Origin of the sequence: uncultured Acinetobacter sp. (assembly GCF_947626835.1) — a bacterium.
Lineage (GTDB): Bacteria > Pseudomonadota > Gammaproteobacteria > Pseudomonadales > Moraxellaceae > Acinetobacter.
The window spans coordinates 1-16,063 of sequence record NZ_CANQTS010000028.1 but is presented as its reverse complement, the minus strand read 5'-3'; the positions used below and the strand labels follow the sequence as shown (position 1 = coordinate 16,063).

The following is a 16,063-nucleotide window of genomic DNA, read 5'->3' as shown; positions in this document are numbered from 1 at the left end:
TACTCTTTTTTTAAATAATATTGTGTCTGTATTTATTTATAGCAAAAATTTAGCATGAATAAAAATAACTTCAAGACCCTTCAATCATGATGAATCCGTTAATTACTATTTTAGTTCTCATATTTTTATGTACAGGTTGTACGATTGAGGAAAATTTGCAGATCAAACAAATGAATTATATCTGCACAGCACTGAGCAAAAATTACTTGAAGATGAGTCAATTTGATGGCTATGAAGTATGGCATAAACCTCATTCAGACCATCAAACAATTGAGTTTTTCTACGCTCAGCCAAAGCATTCAGGACAAATCTCATTTTATCCGCATAATAAACTGCTTGAATGCAAAAAAGAAAAAACGCTGTATGTACTCAGTGAAATTGACCCATTGTCACAACACAAGACTCCAAGGTTAAGCTTAAAAGTTGCACTGTGATCTTAAGTAAAATATCTATCTAATTCAGAACGATTAGGTAATTCACTATAGGCATGATCTACCGTTATTGCTGGTGCCCAATTGATTTTTGAATGAAGACAAAAACTGAGTCTGGTTTGAATATTCGGTAGTTCATTCAGTAAGCCAAGAGGAATCCACATCCATGTGCTATTGCTGACTTGATTGGGTACAGGAGAACCACACAGCTTACAAAAACAAGCACTAAAGCCTGAGGCTTTTTTAAAAGCCTCAATATACTCTACGCCTGCTGTCCATTCAAAAAAGCTCTGGTTGACTAAAGTTGCTGCATTGGATGCAGTACCACTTTGCTTACGACATAAGCTACAGTGACAGTAATATATATTTTTAATGTCTTGATGAATAAAGAAATTAATATTCCCACATAAGCAGCTACCGCTATAATTAAAAGTCTGATCCATACACATACCATGCTTAAAAATAAATCAAATTTTCTCTGAATATCTAAATCTTAAAATTTTGAATGCACTGCAATATTAAAGCCAGACTCACCTAAATAGAAGATGACGATATACTTGAATGGGTTTGGCTAATGATCTAAAAATTTATCTCAAATTCCATGCGTTTAGCGGTGTTTAACGCTATCTCTCGAGTGGTCACTTTAGCCACAACGTATAAAGATGCATGAATACCGGAAGAGATTCCTGCAGCAGTTAAGATTTTATCTTGATCCACAAATTTAACATTCTTAATCACATTAATGTGGGGATATTGTGTTTCTAAGCGCTCAAGATCCATCCAGTGTGTGGTAGCACTTAACCCGTTTAATAAACCTGCTTCTGCCAATATAAAAGCACCGGTGCAGATAGAAAAAGTCATTTGGGTAGTGTAGTGTTGTTGCCTAATCCAATTTAAAAGTGTGGTGTTATAAAGCTCTACTGTTTCAGCACCATAGCCGCCGGGAATCACCAATATATCCAGCTGCGGACAATCTTCTAAAAGATAATCACATTTAACCACAAGACCATTTCTGGCTGAAATTTCATGTTTTTGTGCAATGGTCAATACGTTAAAAATTCTATTATTATTGTCATCTAAGCTGATCCCAAAGACTTCATACGGACCTGCAAAATCCAGCACCTCAACTTCATCAAATAATAAAATACCAATGTTTATCATAAACTTATCCTAATATTTTATAGTATTGTGTACAAATATATGTTTTTCATGATGTTACATATTTTTATCTTGCATTGCTGGCATTAAAATTTCTTTTACACAACTGGCTTTAGAAGTTGAAAGAATAAATCGAATGGCTTGGATGACATCATTCAGCGGAATCAAGCGATGATCTGTTTAAAGTTACCCTATCCATTTAGATGCAAATCATCTTAAACAGCACAGATTGACCAAAAGGTTATTTGCAGTACAAAGATTAAAATCCTACGTACGTGACGGTTCCCCTGGCAACAGGTCTATGGGGATCTACTTTGCCTAAGCCACAGCGTTTATATATACAATTTGGTCAGCGGATTACAGTATCGTAATTTATAAAGAGCTTAAAGATGTACCTTGGTAACTTCGAGCAACACATTATAAAACAGATTACAGATTTACAAAGCTATCGTATGTAAGATTATGCCAGTTGGTCATAGTTAAGACGCCAATTAACGCAAGGCTCATTTTAATAATGGATACATTCAAGGCTGATCAGGACGCCGAATTTTTAAGTGACTTGAAGCATTGAGCTTTAAAAAGTTAACACATTGTAACTTCATTTGCAGGTATGCTGTGATTATTCACTATTAAAAAAATGTACAACAATAAAGAGAAGCTATGTTGATTGATGAATGTATTGAAAATTTAAAGCAATCTAAACACCTATTCAGCAGCAGTAGCGCATATGTCACTCAACTACAAAAGCTTGTACAAGCCAGTGCTGATGTCCCTCATCCTGGTGAAGGGGCAACTTTACGACGTTGGCAAATTTTATCTCAGCTTGCAGCCTTAGATTTAAGCTTGGTCAAATGGTTTGAATCACATCTAGATGCCTTAAGTATTCTACATGAGTTGGGTCATGTAGCACAAAATGATGCAATCTACGCAGTTTGGGCAGCAGAGGGTGGACCTCAAGCTTTAAATGTGACAAATGATTTATGTCATGGTGTTAAACCTTGGTGTTCTGGAGCCGGAATCGTTGAAAAAGCTTTAATGACTTATCGAGATGAAGCTCAACAAGCGCAACTGATTTTAGTTGATTTACGTGATGCAAATATACAGATCAACCACAGTATTTGGCAGGCTGTGGGAATGCAACAGACACAAACAGCCAATATTTTCTTTAATGATGTTGCTGTTGAAAAGGTTGCTGCGCCCAATGCTTATTTAAGTCGACCTGGATTTTGGCACGGTGCAGCAGGAGTTGCTGCCTGTTGGTATGGAGCATGTACACATTTAGCCCAAAAATTAGCAGATCATTTACGCTATAAACCGCATGCTTTTAAAGCCATGTATTTAGGTGAAATCAGTACAGCACTGCATGTCAATCGCCAATATTTTCAGGAAATCGCACGGCGTATTGATCAATCACCGAAACACAGTCATGAATATCAAATCCGTATCCTGCGTCAATGTACCGAACACACAGCTCGTGTAGTCATGGAACGAGTAGGCTTAGCTTTAGGGGCAGCACCTTTTTGTCAAGATGGTCACTTTGCCCAACTTATTGCAGATTTAACAGTATTTATTCGCCAAACGCATGGCGCATTTGATTTAGAGCAGATTGGAACACTTGCAACGATACAGGAGGCAGAAACATGGATGTTATAAAACATGAAATTGTGGATGATCGCGTTATTATGGGCGATGGTACAGATGCGCAAACTTGGGAACATTGGCAAGGCTTACAACAACTGCCAGTATTTGATATAAAAACAGCTTTCCCCAAAGGTCGCCGTGTATGTATTTTAGCACCACATCCAGATGATGAGATTTTGGGCTGTGGTGGTTTAATTCAACAACTGGTTGCTCAAGGCAATCCTATTGTCATCATTGCAGTGACCAATGGAACAGCCAGTCATGCGCACTCAACCCAGTATAGCGCCAGCGATTTAAACGATTTAAGACCACAAGAAACCAAAGCGGCATTACATGTATTAGGTGTGGCTGAACAAGTTAAACGTGTGGCATTAAATCTACCGGATGGTCAGGTCTATCAACAAAAAAACTCCCTGTATTTAGCACTTGAACATATTATTCAGGAGCATGATATTTTGGTGGCTACCTTTGCTCAAGATGGGCATCCAGATCATGAAGGTACTGGTAAAATTGCCGAAAAATTTGCTCGTGATCATGGCTTGCTGTGTTATCAAGTTTTAATTTGGGCGTGGCATTGGGCTGTGCCCAATGATGCCCGTATTCCGTGGTCGCGTGCACAACGCTTAGAGCTGAGTTTAACTGAGCAACAAAAAAAACGTGATGCGATGGATTGTTTTAAAACCCAAATCGAAGTTGACCCAACCAACCTTAATCCACCTATTTTATCAACGCATGCCATTGAGCGTATCTGTCAAGTTGGGGAAGTCTATATATGCTAAACACCCAACTCTATTTTGATAAAATCTATGCTGATAAAGATGATCCGTGGGGTTATGAGCAGCGTTGGTATGAACAGCGTAAACGCCAGATCTGTTTAAGTGTGTTATTAAAACCACATTATCAACAAGCTTTAGAGATTGGATGCAGTAATGGCGTGTTTAGTGAGGCACTTGCAGCACGCTGTGACCAATTGCTGTGTCTCGATGGGCATGCTAAAGCTGTAAATCTAGCACAGCAGCGTTTGGCAACTTATTCGCATATTGAAGTACAACAGGCTTGGGTTCCCACACAATTACCCAAACACAGCTTTGATTTAATTATTGTGAGTGAGATTTTATATTATTTGGATATGGCTGCACTTTATGAGCTGATGACGTGGCTGAATCAACATTTAACACAAGGTGGGACTTTATTATGTTGTCATTGGCGTCATTCGATTGCAGGCTTTGAGTTAGACGGCAATCAGGTGCATCAACACTTACAGCAGTTAAATTTGAAGCATTATTTAACTGTAAAAGACCCTGATTTCTTGATTGATGTTTGGTCAAATGCCAACATTAATCTGGCAGAACAAGAAGGCTTAGTATGATTGGTGTCGTAATTCCTGCATGTAATGAAGAACAGTCAATTAAATCGTGTTTATTGGCATTACAACATGCTATTGATGCGGTTGCAGATCATATACAAGTCCGTGTTGTGGTGGTATTAGACAGTTGCACAGATCAAACCTTGGCGCATGTGCAAGCATTAAACATTGACTATTTATGTTGTGAATTACGTTGCGTGGGGCAAGTGCGTGATTTGGGGGTACGTTATTTGCTAGAGCAAGGTGCAACATGGATTGCTTGTACCGATGCCGACAGTACGGTCAGCCCCAATTGGTTAGTTTCACAATTAAATCATCAACCTGCCGATTTGATTTGTGGGGTGGTGTCTATTTCAGACTGGCAGGACTTATCGCAACAGACCCAAGATTTATATCAAGTTCACTATCAAGATCGTATGGGACATGGGCATATACACGGTGCGAATTTAAGTTTTAGCCGTGAGGCATATTTAAAAGCCGGTGGTTTTTTGGGTTTAAGTTGTCATGAAGATGTAGATTTAGTACAACGCATGTTGGCCCAAGATTTTAAGGTACTTTGGAGCAATCAAGTTCGGGTCACCACCAGTAGCCGCTTAGACGGACGTGTGGACGAAGGCTTTGCACATTTTTTAAAGAATCTAGATACCAAACAACAGTTATTGCCAAAAGCGAGCAACTCATAGAATTAAACTCTGAATATTAAAATCTTGTTTTTATAGGCAAAATAATAATAAATCCTAAATTTTAAGCTCTAATATTAAAAAGCGCTGCATTTTTATCCAAAATGTGTATAATTTCGCCAAATCACCCCTGTAGAGATTATTTTTTAATCTCAATATACAGGGGTTTTTCTATGGATATTGTGCAATTGGACGCTTCACTTTATTTGCTTAGGTCTTTCGATGCTGCAATCAAAAACCGTAGCGCATGTCGCACGCGTCCAAGCACCCCCGCTATCGGCGCAACGTTTAGCTACCTTATTATGTTTCTTTAGTTTGGGCTTTTCCACTGCGGCATGGGCACCCCTTATTCCATTTGCCCAGCAACGTTTATCTTTGAATCATGCAGATTTTGGCAGCTTATTGCTATGTGCCGGCATTGGCTCGATGTTGGCGATGCCACTGACAGGAATGTTGATTCAGAAAATGGGTGGACGTTTAATTATTGCCGTGACGTTAGCAGTGTTTATTGTGGTTTTGCCTTTATTGGCCATGCTACCAACCACGTGGGCTTTGGGTATAAGTCTATTTGCCTTTGGTGCAGCTGCGGGAAGTTTAGGCGTTACCATTAACTTACAAGCCGTTATGGTTGAAAAACAGTATGCCAAAAACATGATGTCAAGTTTTCATGGTATGTGTAGCTTAGGTGGTTTATTGGGTGTGATGAGCATGACCGTTTTATTGGCACTTGGATTAAGCCCATTGCTTGCTGCTTTAATCATTGCAGCCTGTATTTTAATAGTGATGTTGCTGGCTGTACCGAAATGTTTAGCTCAACCTGTACCCACAGAATCTGAAAAAATTACCCCAAAAATCAAACGTGGTTTACCAAGCCCTTTCATTGCCCTGATGGGAATTATGTGTTTTATTGCATTTTTATCCGAAGGCTCGGCTATGGATTGGAGCGGGATCTACTTAACTCAAGAATTTGGGGTAGACGCAGCTTATGCAGGTCTGGCGTATACGTGTTTTGCGATTACCATGACCATGGGGCGCTTTGCTGGGCGTCAGATTCAGCAGTATTTCGGAGAGGCTAAAACTGTGTTTTTAGGTGCCTTAATGGCAGGGGTAGGCTTAAGCATGGTGATCTTAGCACCACATTGGCTGATGGTATTATTGGGCTATAGTGTTTTAGGTTTAGGGTGTGCCAACATTGTTCCAATTATGTTTTCGCGCGTGGGGCGACAAAATCAAATGCCCAAAGCTGCAGCATTGTCTTATGTATCGACCTTTGCATATAGCGGCTCACTGTTAGGTCCAGCTGTGGTGGGTCTAGGCAGTGAAGTCTTTGGCTTAACTGCCGTATTTGCGGTGATTGCTCTAGCTTTAGGTTTAATTGCTGTGGTTAATTATTTCACGCTAAAATATGAAAAAGCCGCTGCTTAAACCTCGTGCAAATGTCCTGTATTGGCATGGCTTAAATCTGCAAGAAACGAGGTGCGCCAAGCATGAATATCATTAACCTCAAGGTCTTTGATCAGTGCATGGTAACGGATCATACGTTCAGATAAAGGCATATCAAGTGCTTTACTTAAGGCATCTTTTAAGCTTTTAATATCATGTGGATTCACGATTAAGGCCTGTTGCATCTGTTCTGCAGCGCCAGTATGGCAAGATAAAAGCAATACTCCCGGATTGTCGGGATCTTGAGCTGCAATATACTCTTTGGCAACTAAGTTCATGCCATCTTTGAGTGAATTGACCCAGCACACGGCACTTTGTCGGTAAAATTGCATCAGTTGATGATGAGGAATCATTTGATTGGTCACATAAATGGGTTGATGCTCTAAGCAGGATACTTCCTGATTGATCAAGGCAATGCGCTGATTGACACTGTTATAGAGATTTTTGTAGGTCTCTACCTCCATCCGGCAAGGACAAGCCACCTGTATGGCGGCAAACCGATCAGAACCTTGTTCTTTGATCCAAGATTCAATCGCATTTAAACGTTCCAAAATTCCTTTAGAATAATCTACTCGTTCAGCTGAGATAATCCATGGCACATTGTGCTTGGGTATAGGATCAAAGTAGTCCTGTAGCAGTAAACTATCGCCTTTGGCTGCCTGTTGAATCGCATGTGGATCAATTCCAATTGGATAAGCTTGCACTAAAACGCGGCGCTGTTGATAGAAAATCGTATTGTGTTTAATGGCAGTATTGAGCAAAGTTTGGTACACCTCAATACAATCATCTTGGTCAGCTTGCGTTTGTAGACCAATAACATCATAAGCCAATACATGTGTAAGCAGCGTATTTGCTACATGCAATTGCTGCCAATGACCTGCATTACTAAAGGGAATATGTAAGAAAAATCCAATGCGATTTTTTAAGCCCAGTTGTCGGCAATGCTGAGCCAAACTTAAAAAATGATAGTCATGCACCCAAATAATATCGTCTTCTTGGGCGATTTCGGCAATTTTTTGGGCAAAACGTTGGTTCACCTGTTGATAAATGTGAAATTGAGTTGGGTCTTCAACCATCAAATCCGAGCGACTATGTAGCATTGGCCATAGAGTATTGTTGGCAAAGCCTGAATAGAAATCTTGATGTTCTGTATGACTCAAAGGCGTGGTGACATAAGTCACTTGATCATGCTGTTGCTCTTGAAATTCCAACGGGTGTATATCAGATACTTGTGCACCGTTCCACCCTAGCCATGTTCCGCCGTGATCTTTCAGAGCATCATTTAAAGCCACAGCAAGCCCACCAACCGCTTGTCCACTTTGCGGAAGCGTGACTCGGTTGGAGACCACAATTAACTGACTCATCGTTATTTTTCCATATGTCTTTGATGAACTATTTTTGTTGTAAATTGCGCTAAAAAATCTACACATGCTTGAATGGTTTGTACGCGATAAGCAGCTTGTGTTGCACCTTGACCCACTTTAATGCTACTTCCACCCAGTGAATTGACCATCGCAAAGCCATCTTCATCGGTTACATCGTCACCAATAAAGATAGGATGAGTATATTCAAGTGCTAAGGCATGTTGTATACGTTGTATCGCATGTCCTTTGTTGGCCGCTTTAGGGGCAATTTCCCATACATATTGCCCCTTCTTTAAATAAAAATCAGGAAAACCATGTACCAGTTGTTGAGCAAGTTGTTCTACACAATGCGCTGATTGCGGATATTCACGGTAATGCAAAGCGATAGAGTAATCTTTATATTCTAGACGTAATGCCATCCCTTGACAGGCTTGTGTAACATGCTGCTGTAATTTTTGAATGACATCGAGGTCTAACTTGGGCACATCCCTGTTTTGTTTTATATAAAGATCTAGACCATGACTTGCAGCAATATCTACGTTCAACCCTTGCGCAAGGTTTTGCGCATCTGCCAAGCAGCGGCCTGTCAGCAAAATCACTGGAATTTTGAGCGCAATTAAGCAACTTAAAAGATGTAAGGTTTTGGTTGGAATAAAACTATCTTTAGGATTAAGCTGAAATTCAGCCAAAGTACCATCAATATCTAAATAGAGCACATAATGTGTCTGTGGTGACATGGTATCTAAAAAATGTGAGACAGCATGGCAGGTGCTTTGCATAATAAAGATGGTTCTTGGTATTAAAAATAGAAATCTTGTTATAACAGCACTCAAGACGATCACACTGCTTAAATTACAAAGCGCTAACATGCAGACTATTTATGCTTACATCTGTTCTTTTTGGCGCACAGTGCGCTAAACAGGAACAAAATCTTTTCCAGTTTGCTGTTTTGAGTATGATAAAAACAAAAAATCGTAATACAAAACTGGCATAGCCTTTGCATCTATCAACGTCATCATAAAGTGATCTAGGGTTCCGATACATGAAGATTCGTGTAGGTCTGCGACCGAGAGTTCACGGCGAAAGGAAACACCGCTCGCTACACGGAGGGATAAAAGCCCGGGAGGTAAACCGTTAAAAGCTTGGGGTAGATGCATATGAGCACAATAACTTATCACGAAGATCACGTCCTTTGGACTGAACGTTTACCGGGTGGACATCACTGGTCAGCACGCATTCAACGTGGCGCAGTATTACAACTACAATCCTTAGGTCAAAATGCCAATGTGGCATTTTACTGTTTAAATTCAGAAGATAAACTCGAACGCTACAACATGCCAGACAGCTTAAAAGGGCAACATACGGCTTTTTTAAGTACAGGGCATATTCTTGCCTCTGATCTGGGTCGAGCGATGATTTCCATTGTCAAAGATGACCACGGTTGGAATGACGCATTCTGCGCACCAAGCACCGTACAACTAATCGAAAAACAGTTTGGTCAACAGACGTTTCAAGATGCACGTAATGACATGTACCGCAACGGCAAAGACAGCTTACTGCTAGAAATGACCAAATTTGGCTTATCGGCAACAGACCTCAGCAGTACTTTAAATCTCTTTTCTAAAGTTCAACCAACTCAGCGCTTAATTGGGGGAATACAACATGACTGCACTTGTGAAGTTAGAAGAGTCAGTATTAAGCGAAGTGTGTCCTGCCGGTGAAGCATGGATGTGCGAAGTCAAAAAGGGGCAATATTTCCGTATCGTGGATTTAGAGGGCAACCAAGCGGTCGATACGTTATTCATCTCTGCTTCAAACCCTGAAGAGCGTTATAGCGCAACCGATACCTTAGCCATCAATCAACAGATCTATTTAGAAAAAGGCACAACGTTATACACAAACTTTGGCAATAAAATTGCCAGCATTCATGATGACAACTGTGGTCGTCACGATACTTTAGGCGGGGCATGTTCATGTGAAAGTAACACGGTGCGTTATGCACATGACACATACCCCATGCACAGTTGTCGTAACAATTTCATGATTGCGCTCTCTCAGCATCCAATTGCCAAAAGACATGGCTTAAACGTGCGTCATATCGGTCCAAACATTAATTTCTTTATGAATGTACCTGTGACATCTGAGGGTCATTTAAAGTTTGATGATGGTATTTCTGCACCGGGTAAATATGTGGAAATTAAAGCCGAGATGGACTTGATTGTGCTGATCTCTAACTGCCCACAACTGAATAACCCATGTAATGCCTATAACCCAACCAAAATTCAATTGATCATCCGTGAAGGCGAGGATGCATCACATGTTTAATAAAGTTTTAATCGCCAATCGTGGTGCAATTGCATGTCGTGTCATTCGTACATTAAAAAAATTAGGCATCCAATCGGTTGTAGTCTATTCGGAAGCCGATCGTGACTCTCTTCATGTGACCTTAGCGGATGAAGCAGTGTATATCGGCGAATCACCAGCGAGTCAAAGCTATTTAAATGTCGATAAAATTTTAGAAGTGGCCAAACAAACCGGCGCGCAAGCGATCCATCCGGGTTATGGTTTCTTGTCTGAAAATGCTGAATTCTGCGACTTATGTGAATCACAACGCATCGTTTTTATTGGACCAAACTCTGCACAAATGCGTGCATTTGGTTTAAAACACACCGCACGTGAGCTTGCAATTCAAGCCAATGTACCATTATTACCGGGCAGTCAATTGCTTGCAGATGAAGCAGAAGCACTGTTTGAGGCCAATCGTATTGGCTATCCTGTGATGCTGAAAAGTACGGCAGGTGGTGGTGGGATTGGCATGCGTTTGGTCTGGAACGAAGCAGAGCTGAAAGATGCTTATGCAACTGTATCTTATTTAGCGCAAGCCAATTTTAAAGATGCAGGTTTGTATCTTGAAAAATTCGTGCAAAATGCCCGTCATATTGAAGTGCAAATTTTTGGTGATGGCAAAGGTCAAGTGATTGCGCTCGGTGAGCGTGATTGCTCGGTACAACGTCGTAACCAAAAAGTGATTGAGGAAACCCCAGCACCGCATATCAATGATGAACAGCGTGCCTACATCCAAAATGTTGCCATTCAACTCATGCAATCGGTGAACTACCGTTCCGCCGGTACGGTTGAGTTTGTGATGGATACCGACACGCAAGAATTCTATTTCTTGGAAGTGAACACCCGTCTACAAGTAGAACATGGTGTGACCGAGCAAGTCTTTGGTGTGGACTTGGTGGAATGGATGGTGACATTGGCAAGCGGTGACTGGACTGCGCCAACTGAACCATTAGAATCGAAAGGTCATTCTATTCAAGTGCGTCTGTACGCTGAAGATCCAATCAAAAACTTCCAACCAAGTGCAGGGCTTTTAACGCATGTTGAATTGGATGCCAATGCACGTAATGAAACATGGGTCGAAACAGGTTCCAATGTATCCTCATTCTATGACCCGATGATTGCCAAAATCATTGTAACGAACGAGACTCGTGCTTCTGCCATTCAAGCCATGACGGATACTTTGGCAAAAACCTCAGTTGCAGGGATTGAAACCAATCTTGAATATCTACAAAACATCATCGACTGTGATGTATTTAAAGCGGGCACGCAAACCACACGTTTCTTAAATACTTTTGAATGGAAAACTCAAAAGATTGAAGTGTTACAAGCCGGTATTCAAACCGCCGTGCAAGATGTGACAGGGCGTTTGGGCTATTGGGATGTCGGTGTGCCACCATCCGGTGCGATTGATCCATTATCGCTGAATGTTGCAAACCAATTGCTTGGCAATGCCTATAACACCGCAGGGCTTGAATGTACGCTACAAGGGCCGACGTTAAAATTCCATTGTGATAGCCAAATTGTGCTTGCCGGTGGCGATATGCCATCAACACTAGATGGCGTGTCTGTACCAATGTGGCAAACCGTCAATGTGCGTAAAGGTCAGGTGCTAAAATGTGGAAAAATCGCGACAGGTTGCCGTACCTATATTGGTATTAAAGGTGGTTTGAATGTACCTGAGTATCTAGGCTCACAAGCGACCTTTACTTTGGGTCAGTTTGGTGGTCATGCAGGGCGTAACTTACTGATTGGCGATATGCTGCCAATCACCGCATTTACAAGTGATGAAGTGAAAAGCCTTGCAGCTGAACAAGTGCCGTCATTTAGCCATGAATGGGAAATTGCGGTGATGTATGGCCCGCATGGTGCGCCTGATTTCTTTACTAAAAATGATATTGATACTTTCTTTGCCAATACCTTTGAGATTCACTTTAACTCAAGCCGTACCGGTATCCGTTTGATTGGTCCAAAACCGGAATGGGCGCGTGAGGATGGTGGTGAAGCAGGTCTGCATCCATCCAATATTCACGACAATGCCTATGCCATTGGTGCGATTGATTTCACTGGTGATATGCCGATTATTCTTGGTCCAGATGGTCCAAGTCTCGGTGGCTTTGTTTGTCCTGCGGTGGTGATTCATTCTGAGCTTTGGAAATTGGGACAGCTTAAAGCCGGTGACAAAGTGAAATTTGTCCCTGTGAGCTACACCCAAGCCAAAGTACTCAATGAAAAATATCATGCGCAACTAGAAACATCAGATACACAAGCGGTGGCATTTGATGAGTCGTTCTATCCTGAACTTTCGACCTTAAAAAATGCCGTGTTGGATGTATTAAAAGGCGAAAATGGTGCGCCTGATGTGGTGTATCGTCCTGCCGGTAACAACTATATGCTACTGGAATATGGCGATTTGGTACTTGATCTGAACTTACGTTTCCGTATTCATGCGCTTATGCAATGGGTTGAAAAGCAAAATATTCAGGGCATCATCGACCTGACACCGGGCATTCGTTCTCTACAAATTCATTTTGACTCATTAAAAATCGATCAACTGGATTTACTGCGTTTATTGCAAGTAGCAGAAGCTGAACTGCCCGATGTGACGCAAATGCAAGTGCCATCACGTACGGTGTATTTACCGCTGGCTTGGGAAGATTCACAAACGCAATTGGCAACGGAACGCTATATGCAAACCGTGCGTCCTGATGCACCATGGTGTCCGGACAATATCGAATTTATTCGTCGTATTAATGGTTTAAAAGATAAACAAGCCGTAAAAGATGTGGTGTATAACGCGAGTTATTTGGTGATGGGCTTGGGCGATGTATACCTTGGTGCACCTGTGGCAACACCACTTGATCCGCGTCAGCGTTTGGTGACGACAAAATATAACCCTGCACGGACATGGACTCCTGAAAATGCCGTGGGGATTGGTGGTGCTTATATGTGCGTCTACGGCATGGAAGGTCCGGGAGGCTATCAGTTTGTTGGTCGTACCACGCAAATGTGGTCACGCTACCGTAAAAATGCCGATTTTGAGCAAGGCAAACCGTGGTTACTGCGCTTCTTTGACCAAATTAAATTCTATGAAGTGTCTGAAGAGGAACTCATGCAGATGCGTGAGGACTTTAAAGCAGGTCGCTTAAAATTGCGTATTGAAGAAGGTGTATTAAACTTAAAAGAGTACAACGACTTCTTAACTGAAAACCAAGCATCCATTTCAGCATTTAAGTCAGTGCAACAAGCTAATTTTGATGCAGAACGTCGTCGTTGGCATGAGGCAGGACTTGCAGAATATGTCTCTGAAAGTTTAGATGCTGTGGATGATGGTGAAGGCGTAGAAGTGCCTGAAGGTGGCTGTGCGGTGGAATCGCATATGCCGGGTTCAATTTGGAAAATTGAATGTCAGTCAGGTGATATTGTGGAAGAAGGCGCAACGCTTGCCGTGATTGAAGCGATGAAAATCGAGATTCCAATTATTGCGCCTGAGCGTATGAAGGTTGAAGCGATTACCATTGAAAAAGGGCAAACGGTGAAAACGGGGCAGGTATTGTTTACATTGGCGCCGGTAGCTTGATGAGATAGATATAAAAAAGACCGTCCGTAAGGGCGGTTTTTTATTATACTAATGAAAAATATATGAATTATTCAAATCTAGACTATGAATGAAACCAATAGTGCTCTAGCAAATATTACTGATGCAGGATTATTCGAAAGATTAGCATCTGATGTGCTTAGATTTGCTGAACCTGAGATTTATAAGAGTATTTCTCATCAGGGTATGAATCCGCAAGGTAAAACAATTAAAGCACCATTGGATAATGTAGGTTGGTGTTATGTCAACGGCGAAGCAAAGGTTGTTGCAGTAGCACATACAACAACATCACGTAATGATTTAGAAACCAAATGGTTGAGAGATTTAGACACAGTTACACCGAGAAAAAAAGGTAGTAAACCCACAGGAAGTGATGGTGACTTAGTAAAAGCAATTAAAGAGTTAGTTAAAATTAGGCAAGGAAATCCTGATTTAAAAGCAAGGTTAGCCTTGATGTGTAATAGTGATGAGCCTCAAGAAATACGTATAAAAGCACATCAGCTTGCTTCACAACATGATATTGAATTAGAAATATGGTCAAACTCTAGAATTTCTTCATTTTTAGATATTGATCCGAATGGTCAAACAATTCGTCATAAATATTTTGGTGTTTTGCCTACTGTTCTATCTCATGAAGAACTCTTAAGAATAGGCACTTTAAGTACTGTACATCTTAATTTTAAACAAGACTTATTCGTTGAACGTGATGACATAAAATTTCAAAATTTGAATTTAGTAATTGGAACCTCTGGTTCAGGTAAAACTACTATTTGTACGAACTTTATTCTAAAAAAGTTAGATAAAGGGCATTCGATTTTAGTATTGAGGGAAGAAAACATACAAAATTCTTTAAACTTAGATGAAGCTATTGAAAAAGAGCTACAAAGATATTCAGGTCGCTTAATTAAAGGATGTGGTAGAAAGGCTTTAGATTTATGTTCTGTGGAAAACCCTTTAATCATTTTAATTGAGGATATTAACAATATAAATAATACCGAACAACTAATTGAAAAAATTAGCTCATGGGCAAGCAATGAAAAAAGAATAAATATCTTGTGTCCTGTTTGGTATCAAAAACTAAGCATACTTTCACTCAAGCTCAAAGAAGAATTATCTAAAAACGGATTTTCATATATTTATTTAGATAATTACACAGATGAGCAAGCATTAGAGGCATTACAAAAAAGATGTAAATCAGAAAACCTAAATATTGATGAGTTGACATTAAAAAGTATTGCAAGGAACGTTGGCAATGATCCCTTGCTTTTGGCTTTAGTTGATTTTAAGGAAACTAAAAAAAATGATAAAATTATTGAAAAATTTATTTCAACAACACTAGAAAATATTGCATATGCAAAAGAAAAATTTTGTAATGATCTTGAAATAACTCTTTCAAAAAGTATTTCATATTTGGTTTTAAATAAGATTGATAAAATCAATATAATTCAATTATCTGGATTTTTAGATCGTGAGGAAAGGTCAGATCTACGGAATATACTCGATGATGGACAAATTATAAGACTTGATGAACAAAATATTATTATCTTTCGTCATGACAAGATTAAATTTCTGCTCATGGCTCAAGCTATACAGGATTTTTTAGAAAAAGATGAATATTTAGAATTTTTGACTGATCCCTATTTCTCAGAAGCATTGGGACTATCCTGTTATTTATCCTTATTAAACATTGAAAGACTTGAATTACTTACTCAGCATAATTTTTTAATAGGAATATATGCTTACTATTATGCTATCAAAGACAATTCTAAATATATTGATACTTGCATAAAAGTTATTTCAAATTGGTTAAATAATCAAGAAAATCATAAGCTATCGAAGAGTACATTACGTTATAAATCACTTACGGTTCTAAATGAATTGGTACACCCCTCAATTCTAGAATTGCTTAAACTTTATCCTAAAAAAGATCGTCATGATTTGTATTATGAATGTGGCTTTAAAAAGGCTTTGTTGCACAAACCTATCTGTAAAGGCTTTTTCAGCGATATAATTTTCAAATGAAGAAGCCTACACACAAA

Annotated in this window: 13 protein-coding genes, 2 pseudogenes and 1 riboswitch; of the genes and pseudogenes, 10 read left to right on the top strand and 5 right to left on the bottom strand. The window is 40.0% G+C overall.

Features of this window, described 5'->3' with window-relative positions; translation table 11 throughout:
* Nucleotides 1-170: 170 nt before the first annotated feature.
* Complete coding sequence (locus Q0Z55_RS10190) at nucleotides 171-434, top strand: hypothetical protein (protein ID WP_297427983.1); 264 nt, start codon at nucleotides 171-173, stop codon at nucleotides 432-434.
* A 2-nt stretch (nucleotides 435-436) separates the two neighbouring features.
* On the opposite strand, the gene Q0Z55_RS10185 is transcribed toward Q0Z55_RS10190, so the two are convergent.
* From Q0Z55_RS10185 to Q0Z55_RS10175, 3 genes and pseudogenes are all read right to left on the bottom strand, one after another.
* Complete coding sequence (locus Q0Z55_RS10185) at nucleotides 437-874, bottom strand: GFA family protein (protein WP_297427980.1); 438 nt, start codon at nucleotides 872-874, stop codon at nucleotides 437-439.
* A gap of 136 nt (nucleotides 875-1,010) precedes the next feature.
* Nucleotides 1,011-1,592, bottom strand: coding sequence for a DJ-1/PfpI family protein (locus Q0Z55_RS10180; RefSeq protein WP_297427977.1), 582 nt, complete (start codon nucleotides 1,590-1,592; stop codon nucleotides 1,011-1,013).
* A 54-nt stretch (nucleotides 1,593-1,646) separates the two neighbouring features.
* Nucleotides 1,647-1,769, bottom strand: a pseudogene (locus tag Q0Z55_RS10175) (short-chain dehydrogenase); the annotation flags it as partial.
* Between the two features lie 480 nt (nucleotides 1,770-2,249).
* Between Q0Z55_RS10175 and Q0Z55_RS10170 the strand changes: the two are divergent.
* From Q0Z55_RS10170 to Q0Z55_RS10150, 5 genes are all read left to right on the top strand, one after another.
* Nucleotides 2,250-3,242 (top strand): acyl-CoA dehydrogenase, encoded by a 993-nt coding sequence (locus Q0Z55_RS10170; RefSeq protein ID WP_297427974.1) that lies wholly within the window; start codon nucleotides 2,250-2,252, stop codon nucleotides 3,240-3,242.
* Nucleotides 3,230-4,009, top strand: a complete 780-nt coding sequence (locus Q0Z55_RS10165; protein ID WP_297427971.1) for a PIG-L deacetylase family protein — start codon at nucleotides 3,230-3,232, stop codon at nucleotides 4,007-4,009. The genes Q0Z55_RS10170 and Q0Z55_RS10165 overlap by 13 nt, the downstream gene beginning before the upstream one ends.
* The gene (locus Q0Z55_RS10160) at nucleotides 4,003-4,599 is read left to right on the top strand and encodes an SAM-dependent methyltransferase (RefSeq protein ID WP_297427968.1); all 597 of its coding nucleotides are present in this window, start codon (nucleotides 4,003-4,005) and stop codon (nucleotides 4,597-4,599) included. The genes Q0Z55_RS10165 and Q0Z55_RS10160 overlap by 7 nt, the downstream gene beginning before the upstream one ends.
* A complete protein-coding gene (locus Q0Z55_RS10155; RefSeq protein WP_297427964.1) occupies nucleotides 4,596-5,279 on the top strand; it encodes a glycosyltransferase in 684 nt (227 codons plus the stop codon). The genes Q0Z55_RS10160 and Q0Z55_RS10155 overlap by 4 nt, the downstream gene beginning before the upstream one ends.
* 219 nt (nucleotides 5,280-5,498) lie before the next feature.
* Entirely contained in the window at nucleotides 5,499-6,701 is a 1,203-nt protein-coding gene (locus tag Q0Z55_RS10150) for an MFS transporter (RefSeq protein WP_297427961.1), read from the top strand.
* On the opposite strand, the gene Q0Z55_RS10145 is transcribed toward Q0Z55_RS10150, so the two are convergent.
* The gene (locus tag Q0Z55_RS10145; protein ID WP_297427958.1) at nucleotides 6,698-8,083 is read right to left on the bottom strand and encodes a trehalose-6-phosphate synthase; all 1,386 of its coding nucleotides are present in this window, start codon (nucleotides 8,081-8,083) and stop codon (nucleotides 6,698-6,700) included. The genes Q0Z55_RS10150 and Q0Z55_RS10145 overlap by 4 nt on opposite strands.
* A gap of 2 nt (nucleotides 8,084-8,085) precedes the next feature.
* The gene (gene otsB / locus Q0Z55_RS10140; protein ID WP_297427955.1) at nucleotides 8,086-8,862 is read right to left on the bottom strand and encodes a trehalose-phosphatase; all 777 of its coding nucleotides are present in this window, start codon (nucleotides 8,860-8,862) and stop codon (nucleotides 8,086-8,088) included.
* A 237-nt stretch (nucleotides 8,863-9,099) separates the two neighbouring features.
* Nucleotides 9,100-9,211: riboswitch (guanidine-I (ykkC/yxkD leader) on the top strand.
* A gap of 29 nt (nucleotides 9,212-9,240) precedes the next feature.
* Here otsB and Q0Z55_RS10135 point away from each other — a divergent pair.
* From Q0Z55_RS10135 to Q0Z55_RS10120, 4 genes and pseudogenes are all read left to right on the top strand, one after another.
* Nucleotides 9,241-9,717, top strand: a pseudogene (locus Q0Z55_RS10135) (DUF1989 domain-containing protein); the annotation flags it as partial.
* A 28-nt stretch (nucleotides 9,718-9,745) separates the two neighbouring features.
* Nucleotides 9,746-10,408 carry an urea amidolyase associated protein UAAP2 gene (locus tag Q0Z55_RS10130; RefSeq protein WP_297427953.1) on the top strand — a complete coding sequence of 221 codons (663 nt, stop codon included), beginning with the start codon at nucleotides 9,746-9,748 and terminating at the stop codon, nucleotides 10,406-10,408.
* A complete protein-coding gene (gene uca, locus Q0Z55_RS10125; RefSeq protein ID WP_297427950.1) occupies nucleotides 10,401-14,006 on the top strand; it encodes an urea carboxylase in 3,606 nt (1,201 codons plus the stop codon). Before Q0Z55_RS10130 ends, uca begins: the two co-directional genes overlap by 8 nt.
* An 84-nt stretch (nucleotides 14,007-14,090) precedes the next feature.
* Nucleotides 14,091-16,046, top strand: coding sequence for an ATP-binding protein (locus Q0Z55_RS10120; RefSeq protein ID WP_297427947.1), 1,956 nt, complete (start codon nucleotides 14,091-14,093; stop codon nucleotides 16,044-16,046).
* The last annotated feature ends 17 nt before the right edge of the window (nucleotides 16,047-16,063 follow it).